General features: G+C 40.6%; 11 protein-coding genes and 1 rRNA gene. 3 read left to right on the top strand and 9 right to left on the bottom strand.

Annotated elements, in window-relative coordinates; all coding sequences use genetic code 11:
- Window positions 1-202 (bottom strand): 16S ribosomal RNA (locus tag MPH60_RS25990); the annotation flags it as partial.
- Between the two features lie 620 nt (window positions 203-822).
- Between MPH60_RS25990 and MPH60_RS25985 the strand changes: the two genes are divergently transcribed.
- Together MPH60_RS25985 and MPH60_RS25980 are read left to right on the top strand one after the other, a co-directional pair.
- On the top strand, window positions 823-1,581 hold the full coding sequence (locus MPH60_RS25985; protein WP_241594348.1) for an alpha/beta hydrolase: 759 nt from the start codon (window positions 823-825) through the stop codon (window positions 1,579-1,581).
- A gap of 79 nt (window positions 1,582-1,660) precedes the next feature.
- Window positions 1,661-1,831 (top strand): CsbD family protein, encoded by a 171-nt coding sequence (locus MPH60_RS25980; RefSeq protein ID WP_098866101.1) that lies wholly within the window; start codon window positions 1,661-1,663, stop codon window positions 1,829-1,831.
- Between the two features lie 96 nt (window positions 1,832-1,927).
- Here the strand turns inward: MPH60_RS25980 and MPH60_RS25975 are convergent, their stop codons facing one another.
- From MPH60_RS25975 to MPH60_RS25955, 5 genes are all read right to left on the bottom strand, one after another.
- Complete coding sequence (locus tag MPH60_RS25975; protein WP_241594347.1) at window positions 1,928-3,070, bottom strand: PP2C family protein-serine/threonine phosphatase; 1,143 nt, start codon at window positions 3,068-3,070, stop codon at window positions 1,928-1,930.
- Between the two features lie 279 nt (window positions 3,071-3,349).
- Window positions 3,350-4,183 (bottom strand): CheR family methyltransferase, encoded by an 834-nt coding sequence (locus MPH60_RS25970; protein WP_241594346.1) that lies wholly within the window; start codon window positions 4,181-4,183, stop codon window positions 3,350-3,352.
- Window positions 4,184-4,215: 32 nt separating this feature from the next.
- Window positions 4,216-7,017 (bottom strand): response regulator, encoded by a 2,802-nt coding sequence (locus MPH60_RS25965; RefSeq protein ID WP_241594345.1) that lies wholly within the window; start codon window positions 7,015-7,017, stop codon window positions 4,216-4,218.
- 328 nt (window positions 7,018-7,345) lie between these two features.
- Window positions 7,346-8,644: a hemolysin family protein gene (locus MPH60_RS25960; RefSeq protein WP_241594352.1), complete on the bottom strand. Its 1,299-nt coding sequence runs from the start codon at window positions 8,642-8,644 to the stop codon at window positions 7,346-7,348.
- 188 nt (window positions 8,645-8,832) lie between these two features.
- Window positions 8,833-9,264: a MerR family transcriptional regulator gene (locus tag MPH60_RS25955; protein WP_336275427.1), complete on the bottom strand. Its 432-nt coding sequence runs from the start codon at window positions 9,262-9,264 to the stop codon at window positions 8,833-8,835.
- Window positions 9,265-9,742: 478 nt separating this feature from the next.
- On the opposite strand from MPH60_RS25955, the gene MPH60_RS25950 reads away from it, so the two are divergent.
- Entirely contained in the window at window positions 9,743-10,168 is a 426-nt protein-coding gene (locus MPH60_RS25950) for a DUF4395 domain-containing protein (protein WP_241594343.1), read from the top strand.
- Between the two features lie 42 nt (window positions 10,169-10,210).
- Here MPH60_RS25950 and MPH60_RS25945 read toward each other — a convergent pair whose 3' ends face one another.
- From MPH60_RS25945 to efeO, 3 genes are all read right to left on the bottom strand, one after another.
- Window positions 10,211-11,965 (bottom strand): FTR1 family iron permease, encoded by a 1,755-nt coding sequence (locus MPH60_RS25945; RefSeq protein ID WP_241594342.1) that lies wholly within the window; start codon window positions 11,963-11,965, stop codon window positions 10,211-10,213.
- Between the two features lie 86 nt (window positions 11,966-12,051).
- Window positions 12,052-13,338: an iron uptake transporter deferrochelatase/peroxidase subunit gene (gene efeB / locus MPH60_RS25940; protein WP_241594341.1), complete on the bottom strand. Its 1,287-nt coding sequence runs from the start codon at window positions 13,336-13,338 to the stop codon at window positions 12,052-12,054.
- On the bottom strand, window positions 13,339-14,184 hold the full coding sequence (gene efeO, locus MPH60_RS25935; protein ID WP_241594340.1) for an iron uptake system protein EfeO: 846 nt from the start codon (window positions 14,182-14,184) through the stop codon (window positions 13,339-13,341).
- Between the last annotated feature and the right edge of the window lie 99 nt (window positions 14,185-14,283).

The raw sequence follows: 14,283 nt of genomic DNA, 5'->3' as shown, positions 1-14,283 counted from the left end.
CTTCTCTCATGCGAGAAAAGAACGTATCCGGTATTAGCTCCGGTTTCCCGAAGTTATCCCAGTCTTATAGGCAGGTTGCCCACGTGTTACTCACCCGTCCGCCGCTAATCTCAGGGAGCAAGCTCCCGTCGATTCGCTCGACTTGCATGTATTAGGCACGCCGCCAGCGTTCGTCCTGAGCCAGGATCAAACTCTCCGAAGAAATGTTTGACTTGCTCATTTGCTTTTTTGATAGTGTGTGCTCACTTAAAATTTAACGTTGGCGCTTTGTTTTGTTCAGTTTTCAAAGAGCAATTTCACAATCGTTCTTTCGAACGGCTGTTTATTCATCATAACATCTTATTGATTAGTTGTCAACTTCTGCGAAGTTTTTAACTTATTTTAAATCGCTGTGTTTTTCAGCGACCATTTCATCTTATCATTTTCATAGTAAGAAGTCAATAGTTATTATTCCTTTCAGCTATCAGCCAAAAGCGATGAAGTTTTTCGTTTGTCTTAGTTGGTGCTTATTTATATTAATCCCATTTCAGTTTAAAGTCAACGTTTTTTTCCTTTTCTTTTATTTATACCATGCAACCGGTTATTAGCTTCTTCTGTTTATCATCAATGCCAAGACAGTACTTATATAACGGTAAGAATGGCAGCACACATTCAATAAGGATCTTTGTATCCTTTTTTAATGCCTGTTAATAATGAAATTTGGCATATAACCAAGTTGACTTCGCAATTTTCATTATGCTATTATATAACCAAGTAAAATAATCGGAATAGTTAATTTTAATTTCATACAATAAAACATAGCTAATTAAAGGAGATGGGATTATGACAGCAGCAATGGTAATACCAGGGGCGGAATCTTTTTTCTTACCCGGCAATTCTATCGGCATTCTTATTTGCCATGGCTTTAACGGAACACCGCAAAGCGTACGGTATTTAGGTGAAAAATTCGCCGCCAAAGGCTTTACTGTCTTCGCTCCTCGACTGGCGGGCCACGGGACGGATGAATATGAAATGGAGACGAGTCATTATAAGGAATGGATACATGATGTTGAAATGGCTTATGCAAAATTAAAAAGAACCTGCACCCATGTATTCGCCATCGGTCAATCAATGGGAGGCGCCCTTGTTCTCGATTTAGCTACAAAAGTGGCTTGTGATGGAATTCTCACCATCAATGCCGCTCTCCAAGTTCCTGAATATGAAATATACCGTAACCAATCGGTTCCACGCTTCGTTCCTGAGGGTAAACCTGACATAAAAGACGATACAACTAAAGAAATCACTAATGACCAGGTTCCGTTAAAAGCGATTAATCAATTACTTGATATAATGGAACATGCCAGTCAAAAACTAATAGACGTTTCGTGCCCGATACTTATCTTCCATTCTCCAGAAGATCACGTTGTACCAGACTCTTGTTCCTATCAGATTTACGATACGGTCATATCCGGGGATAAGGAGATGGCTCCACTTGAAAATTCATATCATGTGGCCTCGTTGGATCATGACAAAGATCATATCATTGAACGGTCATATCAGTTCATTCAAAGGTTAAGTAAAAGGGCTATAATCGCTTCTTAAACTCATTCTTCATATAAATCAGGTTTATCCGTACACTTCATGGGTATATACAGTATATAAAGAAAAAGGAGGTAACATAATGAGCGGTTTATCAGACAAAGTTAAAGGTGCTGTAAATAAAGTTAAAGGTGAAACGAAAGACCAAGTCGGAAACGCGAAAAATGATCCTCACTTACAAGCAGAAGGTAAAGTCGATAAATTAAAAGGCAATCTCCAGGATGGCATTGGCAAATTGAAAAATGACCGTTAATTGAATTCACTCTCTTAACAAACATTCTCACTTCATATAAAAGTTATCCGCTTTTATAGAGAAGAGGCGGCAGATAATCTGCCGCCTCTTCCTTCTTTAATTTGCTTGGATAACAACAACACACATATCATCAGGTTGATCTTGCTGCATTTCCGGGGACATCAAAAAATCGATAGGGGGAGATTCTTTACAATCGAACCATCTCGTCGAGACCGCTTCTTTTATTTGGTCGAGTCCTTCCGTCCCTTCTCGATCTATCGCTTCCATGACTCCATCCGTATATAGCATAAGCTGAATCTTCTCTTCATAATGAATGACGGACTTCTCTATTTTCATTTCGTTGAAGAACCCAACAGGACATGTCCCTTTTGAAAGAGAGGCCACTTTCCCATCGTCCATCAAAGCAAAGCCCGGAGGATGTCCGGCATTCACATATTCCACAGTCTTTTGCTCTGTATCAATGACCATATAAATCGCGGTAAAATAATAATGCACTGGATTATCTTCTTTATTAAGGGTACTCATCCAGCGATTCATTTCGTTTATTACTGCAACCGGATCCGTATGTATCCTGATGGCATCCCTCAATACGGAGGAAATGAACATGCAAACAAGTGAGGCGGATATGCCATGCCCCATCATATCCAACAGGATGATCCCATACCGACTTTCATCGATGCGGTGCCAATAGTACATATCCCCTGCCAATTTATTCGCAGGTAAGTAGGATGCCCTTATCGTTAAGTGGTCATTTATAATGGGTTCACTTAATAAACCGCTTTGAACCTGCATGGAAAGATCCAATTCATTGCGGATTTTTTCATCCTGCATTTTATGCCAATCTTTTTCATATTTAAGTCTTAACCCGACGCGAATCCTCGCAAGTAAATCTATTTTATTGATAGGCTTCATTATATAATCAATTCCGCCAACATCAAGTGCCTCGGCAACCTTGTTTGAATCTTCAAGGGCGGTCACAAAAATGACGGGTATATCCCTAAGGTGAGGAATGCTTTGAAGTCTCTTGCACGCCTCTATCCCATCGATCTCCGGCATCATGATATCGAGCAGAATGATATCAACTGAAGTCTCTTTAGGTTGCGGACTATCCACCTGTAAATATTCAAACATCTCAACAGCTGAAGTTAATGATAGAAAATCCGTATAGCCAGCTCGTTTTAGAATTTTCTCTATAACGAAAAGGTTAACCTGGTTATCATCTACGATTAAAATCGTCATTCTTTCATTCCCCTTTTGGCTTATATCGAGCGGCAACATTTATCTTTTTTATATGGATCAGTACTTTCATAAAGCTCCCTTAAAGGGATTTTCCTATTATATTATAACGAAGTTCAGTCTCTTTTAATAATAATAAACCATGGCAGTGATTCTATCTGGAGACCAACTCATTATTTATACCCGTTCTTCCGGTACCTTAAACATAGAAATGAAAAAAAAACGAAAAATAATGCACTACATTAAAAAGAAAGAGCCCGCTTATATGCGAACTCTTTCTTTTTACAATTTCCGATAAATTCGTTCCTTTGAGTCAAAGTCCTCATAATCTTCCGAAAAGGATGAAGTATGAAGTGTTTCCTTGCTGCCAACCGCAAGAAAGCCGTCTTTACAAAGGCTGTCATAAAACAACTGATTAACGTAGGTTTGTAATTCACCGGTAAAGTAAATCATCACATTCCGGCACATGATAATATGAAACTCATTGAACGAACCATCAGTAACTAAATTATGCTGGAAAAACACAATGTTTTTAAGGAGACTCGAATCAAGATAAGCATTTTGATAATCGGTTGTATAATACTCCGAAAATTCCTGGTTGCCTCCAGCTTGCAAATAATTTTTCGTATAAGACTGCATTCTATTTAAAGGCAATATTCCTTTTTCCGCATGACGGAGGACTTCATCATTCATATCAGTGGCATAAATCCTCGCCTTATCATAAAGTCCTTCTTCCTTGAGGATGATCGCCATGGAAAAGGCTTCTTCACCGGTTGAACATCCCGCATGCCAAATTCTTATTTCAGGAAGTTTTTTCAGGAGCGGTACAATATTTAAACGAAAGGCTTTAAAGAAATCCGGATCGCGAAACATTTCAGTGACATTTATTGAGAAATCTCTCAAAAGCTTCTCGACATACCCTTTTTCATATAAAACCATTTCAATCATTCCGCTAATCCTGCGAACATGGTCCAGTCTCATTCTATTTTCAACTCTTCTTTTTATTGAAGAACGCATATATTTGCGAAAGTCAAAGCCCGAAACGGAATAAATGGCTTCTAATAATAATTCGATTTCCAAATCTTCTCTTTCTTCAATCGTTAAAGTATCCTTCATGCAAAACCTTCCTTACCCGTACTATCAATCAATCAATTAGTCAGCCATACCCTTAGGACGGATAGCAGCTGATCCAATTTTAACGGCTTGCTGACATAATCGGAAGCGCCGGCCTTCAGGCACTTTTCCCTGTCGCCTTTCATCGCTTTCGCAGTTAGCGCGATGATTGGAAGATCCTCGAACTTACTTTGCTCGCGAATTCTGGTCATCGTTTCGTAACCGTCCATGCCTGGCATCATGATATCCATCAAAATAACATCTATATTGTTTCCTTTTTCAAGGAGTTCCAAACATTCATAGCCGTTTTCAGCTGTAAGGATCTCCATCCCTTCATGCTTCAGCGCATTTTTCAGAGCAAATATATTACGATGATCATCATCGACGACCAGTACTGTTTTATTGCAGAATGGTTTGACCTTATCCCGATCTTCTTCATCCACTATAACTACATCCGGTTCTCCCTGACTTTCAAAAGGCACGGCAGAATCATCGTGGTTGGCTGCTGCCACTTCTGGAGAAGCAGCTATTGCTTCGCCGACATTTTTGAAGCCCTCTGGCATACTTGGAATAAAGAAAGTAAAGGTGCTGCCCTGCCCTTCTTCACTATCTACAATGACCCAGCCTCCCAGAAGTTTGGCGAACTCCCGGCAAATCGATAGCCCTAGTCCTGTACCGCCATATTTTCTCATTGTAGCTCCATCACCTTGCTGGAACGCTTCAAAGATAAGTTTTTGCTTCTCTTTTGAAATTCCGATGCCCGTATCCGTCACCTTAATTTCAACCCAATTGCTAGCTCCTTTGGTCTGGATCCATTGTGCTACATTTTCTTCATCAGCTTTTTTGATTTGGACAGACACAGAACCTTTTTCCGTGAATTTAAATGCATTGGATAATAGGTTTTTCAAAATTTGCTGGAAGCGCTGTTCATCCGTAAAGAAAATATCCGGAACGTTTTTACTTTTTTCTATTATAAAGTCAATGTTCTTTTTCTTCGCTACATGATCGAAGTTACGGTGCAACAGCTCTGGAAGCTCACTCAAATTCATTTCGTCAAAGACCACTTCAAGCTTTCCGACTTCGACTTTCGATAAATCCAAAATGTCATTGATCAACGTTAATAAATCCTGACCTGATGAGTTAATGACACGAGCGAATTCCTGTTGCTCTTCATTTAATTTACTATCATTCGGATCTGAAAGCATTTCTGATAAAATCAGGATGCTATTGAGCGGTGTCCGCAATTCATGGGACATATTCGCCATGAACTCGGATTTATATTTAGAACTTAACTTTAATTCTTCCGCTTGTTTTTCAAGATTCAGTTTTGCGACTTGAAGCTCTTTCGATTTTTCTTCTGTTTCACGATTTCTTTCTTCTAATTGTTCATTGATCATTCTCAATTCTTCAGCCTGTGTCTGCAGTTCCTCCGATTGGGCTTGCATTTCCTCTGACTGTGATTGCAATTCTTCCGATTGAGCCTGTAACTCTTCGGTCTGTGCTTGTGATTCTTTCAATAAACGCTCTATTTCCATCCGGCCCTCAACATTATTGATCGTGATGCCTAGAGTATCAAGAACCTGGTTCAGGAAAGTTTTTTGCAGCTTCGTAAAGGCCTCCAAACTTGCCAGTTCAACCATTGCCACCACTTCATCCTCAAAAACGACCGGCGCAATGACAATACTTTTCGGATTTACCTCTCCTAATCCTGTCGTAACCAGTTGAAAATCTTTAGGGATATCTTCAATGACTTTCGATTCCTTTTCAAGGGCGCATTGTCCGATCAAACCTTCGCCAAGACGGAATTCACGTCTGCCTGAATCTTCGCCATCTCCCGCGAAGCTTGCAAGCTTCACAAATCGCATATCCTCGCCCTCGCCCCGTTTGACGTAAAAAGCTCCAATTGAAGCTCCCATCATCGGTGCAAGTCTTGTGATGAACCGGTCAGCCAGAACTTCCACATCAACAATGCGCTGATACATGGTAGCTATATCTGCAACACGAGTCTGGATCCAGTTCTGTTCACTGATCTTTTCGGTGAAATCTTTCTCTTTTTGATTATAGACTTCAAGCGACCCCGCCATTTCGTTGAACGATTTCGCTATATCACCAATTTCATCAGTAGTCCTAACTGGAACTCTTGGTATGACCGATAAATTTTTATAATCGATATTTTTGATGACCTTCGTAATTGATTGCAGATCTTTCGATGTACTGCGGATCATCCAAACAACCGTTACGGAAATAACCAAAATGCTGAGAATAACAGCAAAAATCACAAAACCGATCATATCTTCATAGGTTTGTTTCGAATTGTTTAAGGTATCTTTCATGACACCTTCTTGGTAATCCTTAAATTCATCCATCGTACTGATGACTTTCGTTCTTTTTTCCCTTTGGTCCTCCATCAGGCTTGAAAGTTCATCCGGAGAGTTTCCCGATTTTACCTTTTGGATGATCTCAGCCTCCGTTATGGAGTAAGAAGCATATTGAGTCTCGAACTCTTTCAATAATTGCTTTGCTTTCGCCTTATTTAACGAACCTGATAACCCGGCAATTTTTGATTCAATCAAACTATGGTTATCATTGATGATTTCGAGGCTCTCTGCTCTTTCTTCTTTGTTTGCATCATTGGCTACAAACAGGATCTCACGGTCCGACCTGGAAAAAAGCTGACGGATTTCCATCGAAGCTGAAACTTTTTCATAGCGATTTTCAACTATTTCAGTCATGCTGCTCTTTAAATTGTTAAGCGTAACCATCATGAAAGAAAGTAAAATAGCCAAGAAAAGCAAGATCAAACCAAATCCCAGCATTTGCTTCTTCTTAAAACCCATTTTTCCGCCCACCTTCAATACTTATTTATACCAGCCCGCGATAAACGGCTTTGCAAAATAAATCTTAATACTATCATTAGTATTACTTTTGAAGAATTTTCCCTAATATTCTTTGAAACTTTAAAATGATATATAGATAGATTCATTGCTCAAAGTCAATTTTAACATTTTCCAAGCTATAATTGTTATCTACTGCGTTAATTTAAATGAATTCATTTTCCAATTAAGTAACAGTCTGCCTTGATCATTGTTATTAACACCGAATAGACTTGTTCGTACAAAATAAAAGCCGAAAGTTTCCACTTTCGGCTTTTGTTGTAATCCTGTTTTATTTAATCTTCTTCACTTCAACATATAAAACATGGTGGCCGTCCATTTCCTTTACAGTAAATTCATATCCGGCGTATTCGATTTTGTCCCCGACCGCAATCTCGAATCTGCCTGTCAGGAACCAACCTCCCAAAGTATCGATATCTTCTTCCGGCAAATCGATCGCAAGGGTATCATTGACATCTTCAACCAATGTTTTTGCGTCGAATACATAATGCCCTTCATCGATCTTTTGAATGAGCGGACGTTCATCCTGGTCAAATTCATCACGGATTTCCCCGACGATTTCTTCAAGTATGTCTTCAACCGTAACAAGGCCGGCAGTTCCGCCATATTCATCAGTCAAAACAGCCATATGGATCCGTTCCTTCTGCATTTTCAGCAGCAAATCATGAATGGCGATCGTTTCAAGTACACGGATGATGGGTGTTACAAAGGAATCCACCGTCAAAGCTGTTACATTATCTTCGGTAATCGTCGCTGTATAAAGTCGCTTGATATTGACCATTCCCACGACATTATCTTTATCACCGTCTATGACCGGATACCTTGTGTATTGTTCTTCTTGAATCAGTTCAACAACTTCCAATAATGGCATGCCCTTTTCGATAACGGTCATTTCCGTACGCGGAACCATGATTTCATTGGCAATACGCTCATCAAATTCAAATATCTGATTGACATATTTGTATTCCGATTGGTTAATTTCACCGCTTTTATAGCTTTCCGATAAAATGATGCGCAGCTCTTCTTCCGAATGGGCCATTTCGGACTCGGATGCAGGCTTTAATCCGAACATGCCCGTCAGGAGACGTGCAGAACCATTCAGTAACCAAATGAATGGGTACAAAATTCGGTAAAAGAGAATTAACGGCTTTGCAAATAGCAAGGTTACCTCTTCTGCCTTTTGAATCGCAACCGTTTTCGGTGCCAGTTCGCCGACAACAACGTGAAGGAATGTTACAGAACCGAACGCGATCAGGAACGAGATGATGTGACTTACGGACTCCTCTAATCCCCATTTAGTGAACACTGGTTTTAAGATCGCCTCGACCGTCGGTTCACCCAACACCCCTAGACCTAAGGCGGTCACTGTAATCCCCAATTGACAGGCAGATAAGTACTCATCGATATGTGATGTCACTTTCTTGGCTGCGAGGGCATTTCTATGCCCTTCTTCAATTAATTGATTGATTCGGGAACTTCGGACTTTCACGATTGCAAATTCCGATGCAACGAAAAATGCGGTTAATGCTATTAATACAGCTACTGCTAATAATTTTATAAATATCTCCAATATGTGCGGGTTCGCCATATTGTGCCCATCCTTCTGACCTTTGGATTAGACAGTACGGCTAAATCCCAAGCACCTCCTGTATAAATGGTTATTTTCGTTTCAAAAAGCGAATTTTGCCTTATCAAAACCCTTTAGCCTATCTCGTTAATATGCACCTTTGAGCATAAAACTATAGGGATAAATTTTAATCATACCAGCAACACTAACAATGATTGGATCAAGGCCATACTTTCGCGGGATATCTGTTTTTTTAGAAGAAACTCACTTTTTCCGTCCTTTTCGATCAAGCTGATGAATTCCTGAAGTTCCTCGTTCAGGCCATCCATTTTATTCTTGAGTTGAAGACCTTTTTCCTCAATCGCTGATGCGGTTTCTTTATCCTTCTTAAGTAAGTCTTTAATATCTTCCAATGAAAGGTTTTCTCTTTTGTATCCCTCGATACGGCGAAGCCTTTCAAGTTCACCGACTGAATAATAACGGTAATTGGAGGCAGAACGTTCTGCTTTAAGCAAGCCAAGGTTCGTATAATAATCTACAGTTCGTTTCGTAACATTCGCCATTTCCGCCAACTCGCCAATTTTTAAAGTCTCGTTCCCAACATAACCCCTCCTAACCGTCACGTGATGGTTTGACAAACCGAAAGTATGCCTTTTCCTCCATGACGTTTTATTCTGTTCCCTAATCGTACATTATTTTAATTGAAATGAAAAATATTTATTACCCCTCTTTACCCTTCAAATGGAAAAACAAAAACCGATTAATTGAATAATCGGCTTAATTTATAATTTAATCCACGAATTTATTTTTTTGTTTTAACTGAGAATTGATTGCTCAATATCTTAGGACCGCATTGGCAAAGGGCAGAATGCTTTAGCTTTTTTATTGGTGTTCCGCATGTTCCACAAACTTTTGCTACCATTTATACTGTCCTCCTCACTTTATTTGCTTGTTATATATATTATACTACTTTCGTAATGATAATCAATACTAAATTAAAATTATTATAAATAAGGTTGTGGCATAATTTTGTCAGACTTCACAAGTGATTAAAATAAAGATAAACTATAAATAAAACACATCAGGAAGGTTGGTATTGGTATGACGAGTGAAATTCGTTCCATTCCCCGCCCTTTAGTACGAACGAATCAATGGGTCATTTTGTTAAGCGTAGCCACCGCCTTATTATCGGGACAAATGTGGATATTAGTGATTCCTTTAACTGCCGGACTTTTAGGTCTTCTCTTTAACTTCAATCCAGTGATGCGTCTCGCCAAGCTTTTTCTTAAAAAGAAACCCTCCGAATATATTCCTGAAGATCATTCACAGCAACAATTCAACCAGGCCATAGCTGTCGTTTGCTTAGGACTTGGATTCATATCTTCTTTACTAGGTTGGAATGTTACCGGTTATATATTCACCTTGATGGTCGGATTGGCTTCTCTCATAGCCATCCTTGGATTCTGCATCGGCTGCTTCATCCTTTATCAATGGAAGCAATATTCCTATCGCCGATCTATTCGCTAATACCACACATAAATGGGACTGACATTCGTCAGTCCCATTTTATTATTCGGTTGTACGTAGGGAATTACTTTTTTTGACCCAAATGGTCGCCAATACAATCAGCAAAATTAATACAGCTTGCGGCACCAGCGTCTCCATTGTTGGATAAAGACCTATCGTTTCTACAAACGGAAAGGAACTGATCGTATTTGTCTGTATCACCTGTGAAACCTGAAGTGAATGAATGGAAACTCCAAGAATCTTGAAGGCCAAGGCATAAATGAGTACAGTTGCCACTTTAAAAAATAGGGTCATCGGTAATTTCACACTGTAGCGCAGCATGATGAAACCAATTACCACTAAAATGAGGAAGGCAAGGAAAATCCCGCTCAGCAGCTGCTTTAATTCCATATAAGGAGCCATACCGGCATAAAAGATAATCGTCTCGGCACCTTCACGGAATATGGATAGAAAACTGATTAAAGCGAACGAGAAGATGCTCCCCGTCGCAATGGCTTGGTTCATTTGCTTGCCGATATACCGGTTCCATGCATGGACATTCGATTTACCATGAAGCCAAAGACCAATTGTCAACATCATCAATACGGCTATTATCCCAGTGATTCCCTCAATATATTCCCGGCTTGACGCAGCTGTTATTTGAGAGAAAACGATATTGATTATGACCGCCAATATGGAACTGGCAACTAGACCAGCCCCCACTCCTGTCCAAATCCATTTTTGTTTGTCCGCTTGCCCGATTTTCTTTAGGAAAGACAGCAATGTAGCTACTATCAAGAGTGCTTCCAGCCCTTCCCGCAAAAGGATCAAAGCGGCATCCCATGTTGTATAACCTGTATCCTCAATTAAAGGGAGTAACCTTGTGTTTAAATCGGAAACGATTCCCTTCGCTTCCTCCGCCTTTACCTTTTTCGATTGCAATAGGCTGATTGCGGTCGGGACTTTCGTTTCCATATCGCTGTAAAGCTTGCTGTCCCTTGTGGAGACCTCCCCTTCAACATTAGGCCAAATTGTCAAGATCTCATTTAGCTGATCAACGGCAGAATCGATGTCACCCTTTTCGATATCCGTTGCACTTCCTTGTAAAAGTTGCGTTACATCCCCAAGGGAATAGGTATTCTCCTGGCTTCCTTCTTCAACTTTACCTGCAAGGAAATCCTCGATTAGGCCCTTCAATTCAGTTAGATTTTTTTGGGCTTTTTCCGAATCAGGAGGGTCTTGGGTAATCGCTATCCGCACAAAGGCCATTTTCGTTTCAAATTCACCATATGCAGCAACGCTTTTCTCCCGGACAATGACCTCTGCGTCGGTCCATTGGCTCAGAAGCTTGGTATATTGAACTTTAGCTTGATCAAAGTCACCTTCAATTATCAAAGCCTCCAGCTTATCTATCAATGGAAGTATCGCTTGTAACCGTTCTTTATAGTCCGTCTTGTCAACAGGGTTTTCATTGGTATCATAAATAACAAGTGTACTGGATAAAGCCGATAATCGCTTTTTGATTTCATTTGTGGAGGCTTGGTCTTTCACAGCACTTTTTACAGCGGATAGCTTCTCGTCGACTTTCCTCGCACTCTCGCTGTCCGTTTTTATCGTTTGCCAATCTTGCTCGAATAGATCGATATTTTTCGATACTCCCTCAAGGTCGCCAGATTTTACCTTCATTAAACTATCGCCAATATAAACAAAAAGCTGATCATGGTTTTCACCCGCCGAAACCATCTTTATATCAGTCGAAAGAAATAAAAGACTGACGACTAAAACCAATATCCCACTCTTCCATCTAGAAACGGTCATAGTGGTCCCTCCTTATTCATGAACCAAAATCGCCAACTGGATAATATCCATGCTGGCGATTTTCACGTCCACATTTGAAATTATATTTATCCAAAAAGGGAATCCCCAATATAGCCACCCTTTTTCACACCTGGTAAACAAGCGAACATGGCACTGCCCCTGTGAACGATATATTCGTTGAGCTTATCATTTTTCGCCAGTCGCTCTTGTATGGGTATGAATTGTTTACTTGGGTTTCGCTGAAAACAAATGAATAGCAAGCCTGCATTGAAGCTCCCTGTTTTAGGATCCATCCCATCTGCATATGAATATGGACGCCGCAATATCTTTGCTTTTCCGTCCCCCCTGGAGAGACTCATATGGGAATCTTCCGGAATGATTCGATTTCCATTTGGATCTTTAGCTTCGAGGTCCACGTTATCGAACTCATTCTTCATTCCTAATGGAGCTCCGCTGTCACGATGACGGCCAAACGTATTTTCTTGTTCTTTCAATATTGTCCGGTCCCAAACTTCAATGTACATCTGGATCCGGCGCACCACCATATAACTTCCTCCAACTAGCCAGTCAGGACCGTCTTCACCCTTCACCCAAACATGCTCATTCATTTCATTATTATCATTCGTATCCGGATTGACAGTCCCATCCTTAAACCCGAACAGGTTCCGAGGTGTCGTTTTTTGTGAATCGGCTTGCTTAGTCCGTTGAAAGCCTGTTTGTGCCCAATGGATGATCGTTTTCCCTCGGCCGATCCTCACTAAGTTCCGGACGGCATGGAAAGCCACTTGAAGGTCATCTGCACATGCTTGAATACAAATATCGCCACCGCTCCATTCTTCTTCTAAAGCATCTAAAGGGAATTGGGGCAGGTCCTTTAATTCAGCAGGCCTTTTTGATTTCAAACCAAATCGATCTTTGCCATCCTTCGAAAACAGGGTCGGACCCACTCCAAAAGTGATCGTTAAATTGGAAGGCGATAATTCTTTCGCTTCCCCCGTATCCTTTGGAGGCATATTCGTATTAGGTGATGCTTCACCAATCAATTTCCCCTCAGTCATCTGAGCCGCAGCCTCTGTCCAATCCTTAAATAACTGGATTAGGTCGGCCCTTTTATCTGTGGTTACTGCCAACGATGCGAAATAAAGGTTATCTTGCGCCTTAGTGATGATCCCGGCTTGATGCGCTCCATAAAAAGGAACGATATCCTTAGTTTGTCCCTTTGCCTTTTGTTCAGAAAGTGTCAGAAGCCCGCCAAATCCAGATGCCCCTATCACGACTCCAATTCCACCGACTCCTGCTGTTTTCAACATGTTTCGACGACTTACTTTTTTTGTAAAAAGTCCAGTTTCGTCTTTCGGCGTATGTTCTTTCAATTAAGATTCCTCCGTTACAATCCCTATTTGCGAAAGTGGTTCAGCCAGTGCATCAATTGCTTGGCTTAACTCTTTGACTTCAGATTCCTTTAAATCTGTATATGAGATGTAGCCATCCCCTTCTTTATGCTTTTCAAGCAAGCCGTATACATCGTCAAAACGTTGTTGGATTTCAGCAGCAAGCTTCGCATCCTTTTCTTTTAGCGCTGGAGTAAGCAGTTCATAGATCTTCTCTGCACCTTCAACATTTGCAACAAAATCATACAGGTCGGTATGGGAGTAGCGGTCTTCTTCACCTGTCACTTTACTCGTGGAAACTTCATTCAATAAATCCACCGCACCCGTGATCAACAAATCAGGTGTTACCTCAACCGTTTCAACCTTTGCTCGCAGCAAATTGACATCACTCATTAATTGATCTGCATACTTTTCGTAGCCTTTCGTTGTATTTTCTTGCCATAGCCCCATTTCAATCCTATGGTAACCGCCCCAGTCTTCATCTTTGACATCCCCTTCACGCGCATCGATTTTGGGATCAAGATCGCCAAAAACTTCAGCGATGGGTTCTGCTCTTTCATAATGCATGCGGGCTGGTGCGTATAATTCCTTCGCTTTTTCAATATCACCGGCAGATACGGCCGTAGTGAATTCTTCCGTTGCGTTTACGAACTCTTCTATTTCACCAATTGCATATTCCCGGTACTCGCTGGATACATCATCAAGCTTACTTGCACTTGCTTCTTTGGCCTTATCATCTGCCGGCTTGGCTTCTTCCTTTTCCTGCGCACAGCCAAATAATAGACTGGTTGATAGTAAGACCGCTAATGACGCCTTTGCTTTTTTCATAGTGTGTATTCTCCCTTTGAAATGATTTGTAGATTCATATTAGCAGATAATGAAAATCATTATCAATATATATTTTAATGGAAATGTGACATTGTTCAT

The sequence above is a fragment of the Peribacillus sp. Aquil_B1 genome (genome assembly GCF_022603275.1).
In the GTDB taxonomy this organism is placed as follows: Bacteria; Bacillota; Bacilli; order Bacillales; family DSM-1321; genus Peribacillus.
This window is presented reverse-complemented; position numbering and strand designations above follow the sequence as displayed.

Coding starts and splice junctions, on each gene's coding strand:
- MPH60_RS25985 (WP_241594348.1), top strand. CDS start 823: ATGACAGCAGCAATGGTAATACCAGGGGCGGAATCTTTTTTCTTACCC.
- MPH60_RS25980 (WP_098866101.1), top strand. CDS start 1,661: ATGAGCGGTTTATCAGACAAAGTTAAAGGTGCTGTAAATAAAGTTAAA.
- MPH60_RS25975 (WP_241594347.1), bottom strand. CDS start 3,070: ATGACGATTTTAATCGTAGATGATAACCAGGTTAACCTTTTCGTTATA.
- MPH60_RS25970 (WP_241594346.1), bottom strand. CDS start 4,183: ATGAAGGATACTTTAACGATTGAAGAAAGAGAAGATTTGGAAATCGAA.
- MPH60_RS25965 (WP_241594345.1), bottom strand. CDS start 7,017: ATGGGTTTTAAGAAGAAGCAAATGCTGGGATTTGGTTTGATCTTGCTT.
- MPH60_RS25950 (WP_241594343.1), top strand. CDS start 9,743: ATGACGAGTGAAATTCGTTCCATTCCCCGCCCTTTAGTACGAACGAAT.
- MPH60_RS25945 (WP_241594342.1), bottom strand. CDS start 11,965: ATGACCGTTTCTAGATGGAAGAGTGGGATATTGGTTTTAGTCGTCAGT.
- efeO (WP_241594340.1), bottom strand. CDS start 14,184: ATGAAAAAAGCAAAGGCGTCATTAGCGGTCTTACTATCAACCAGTCTA.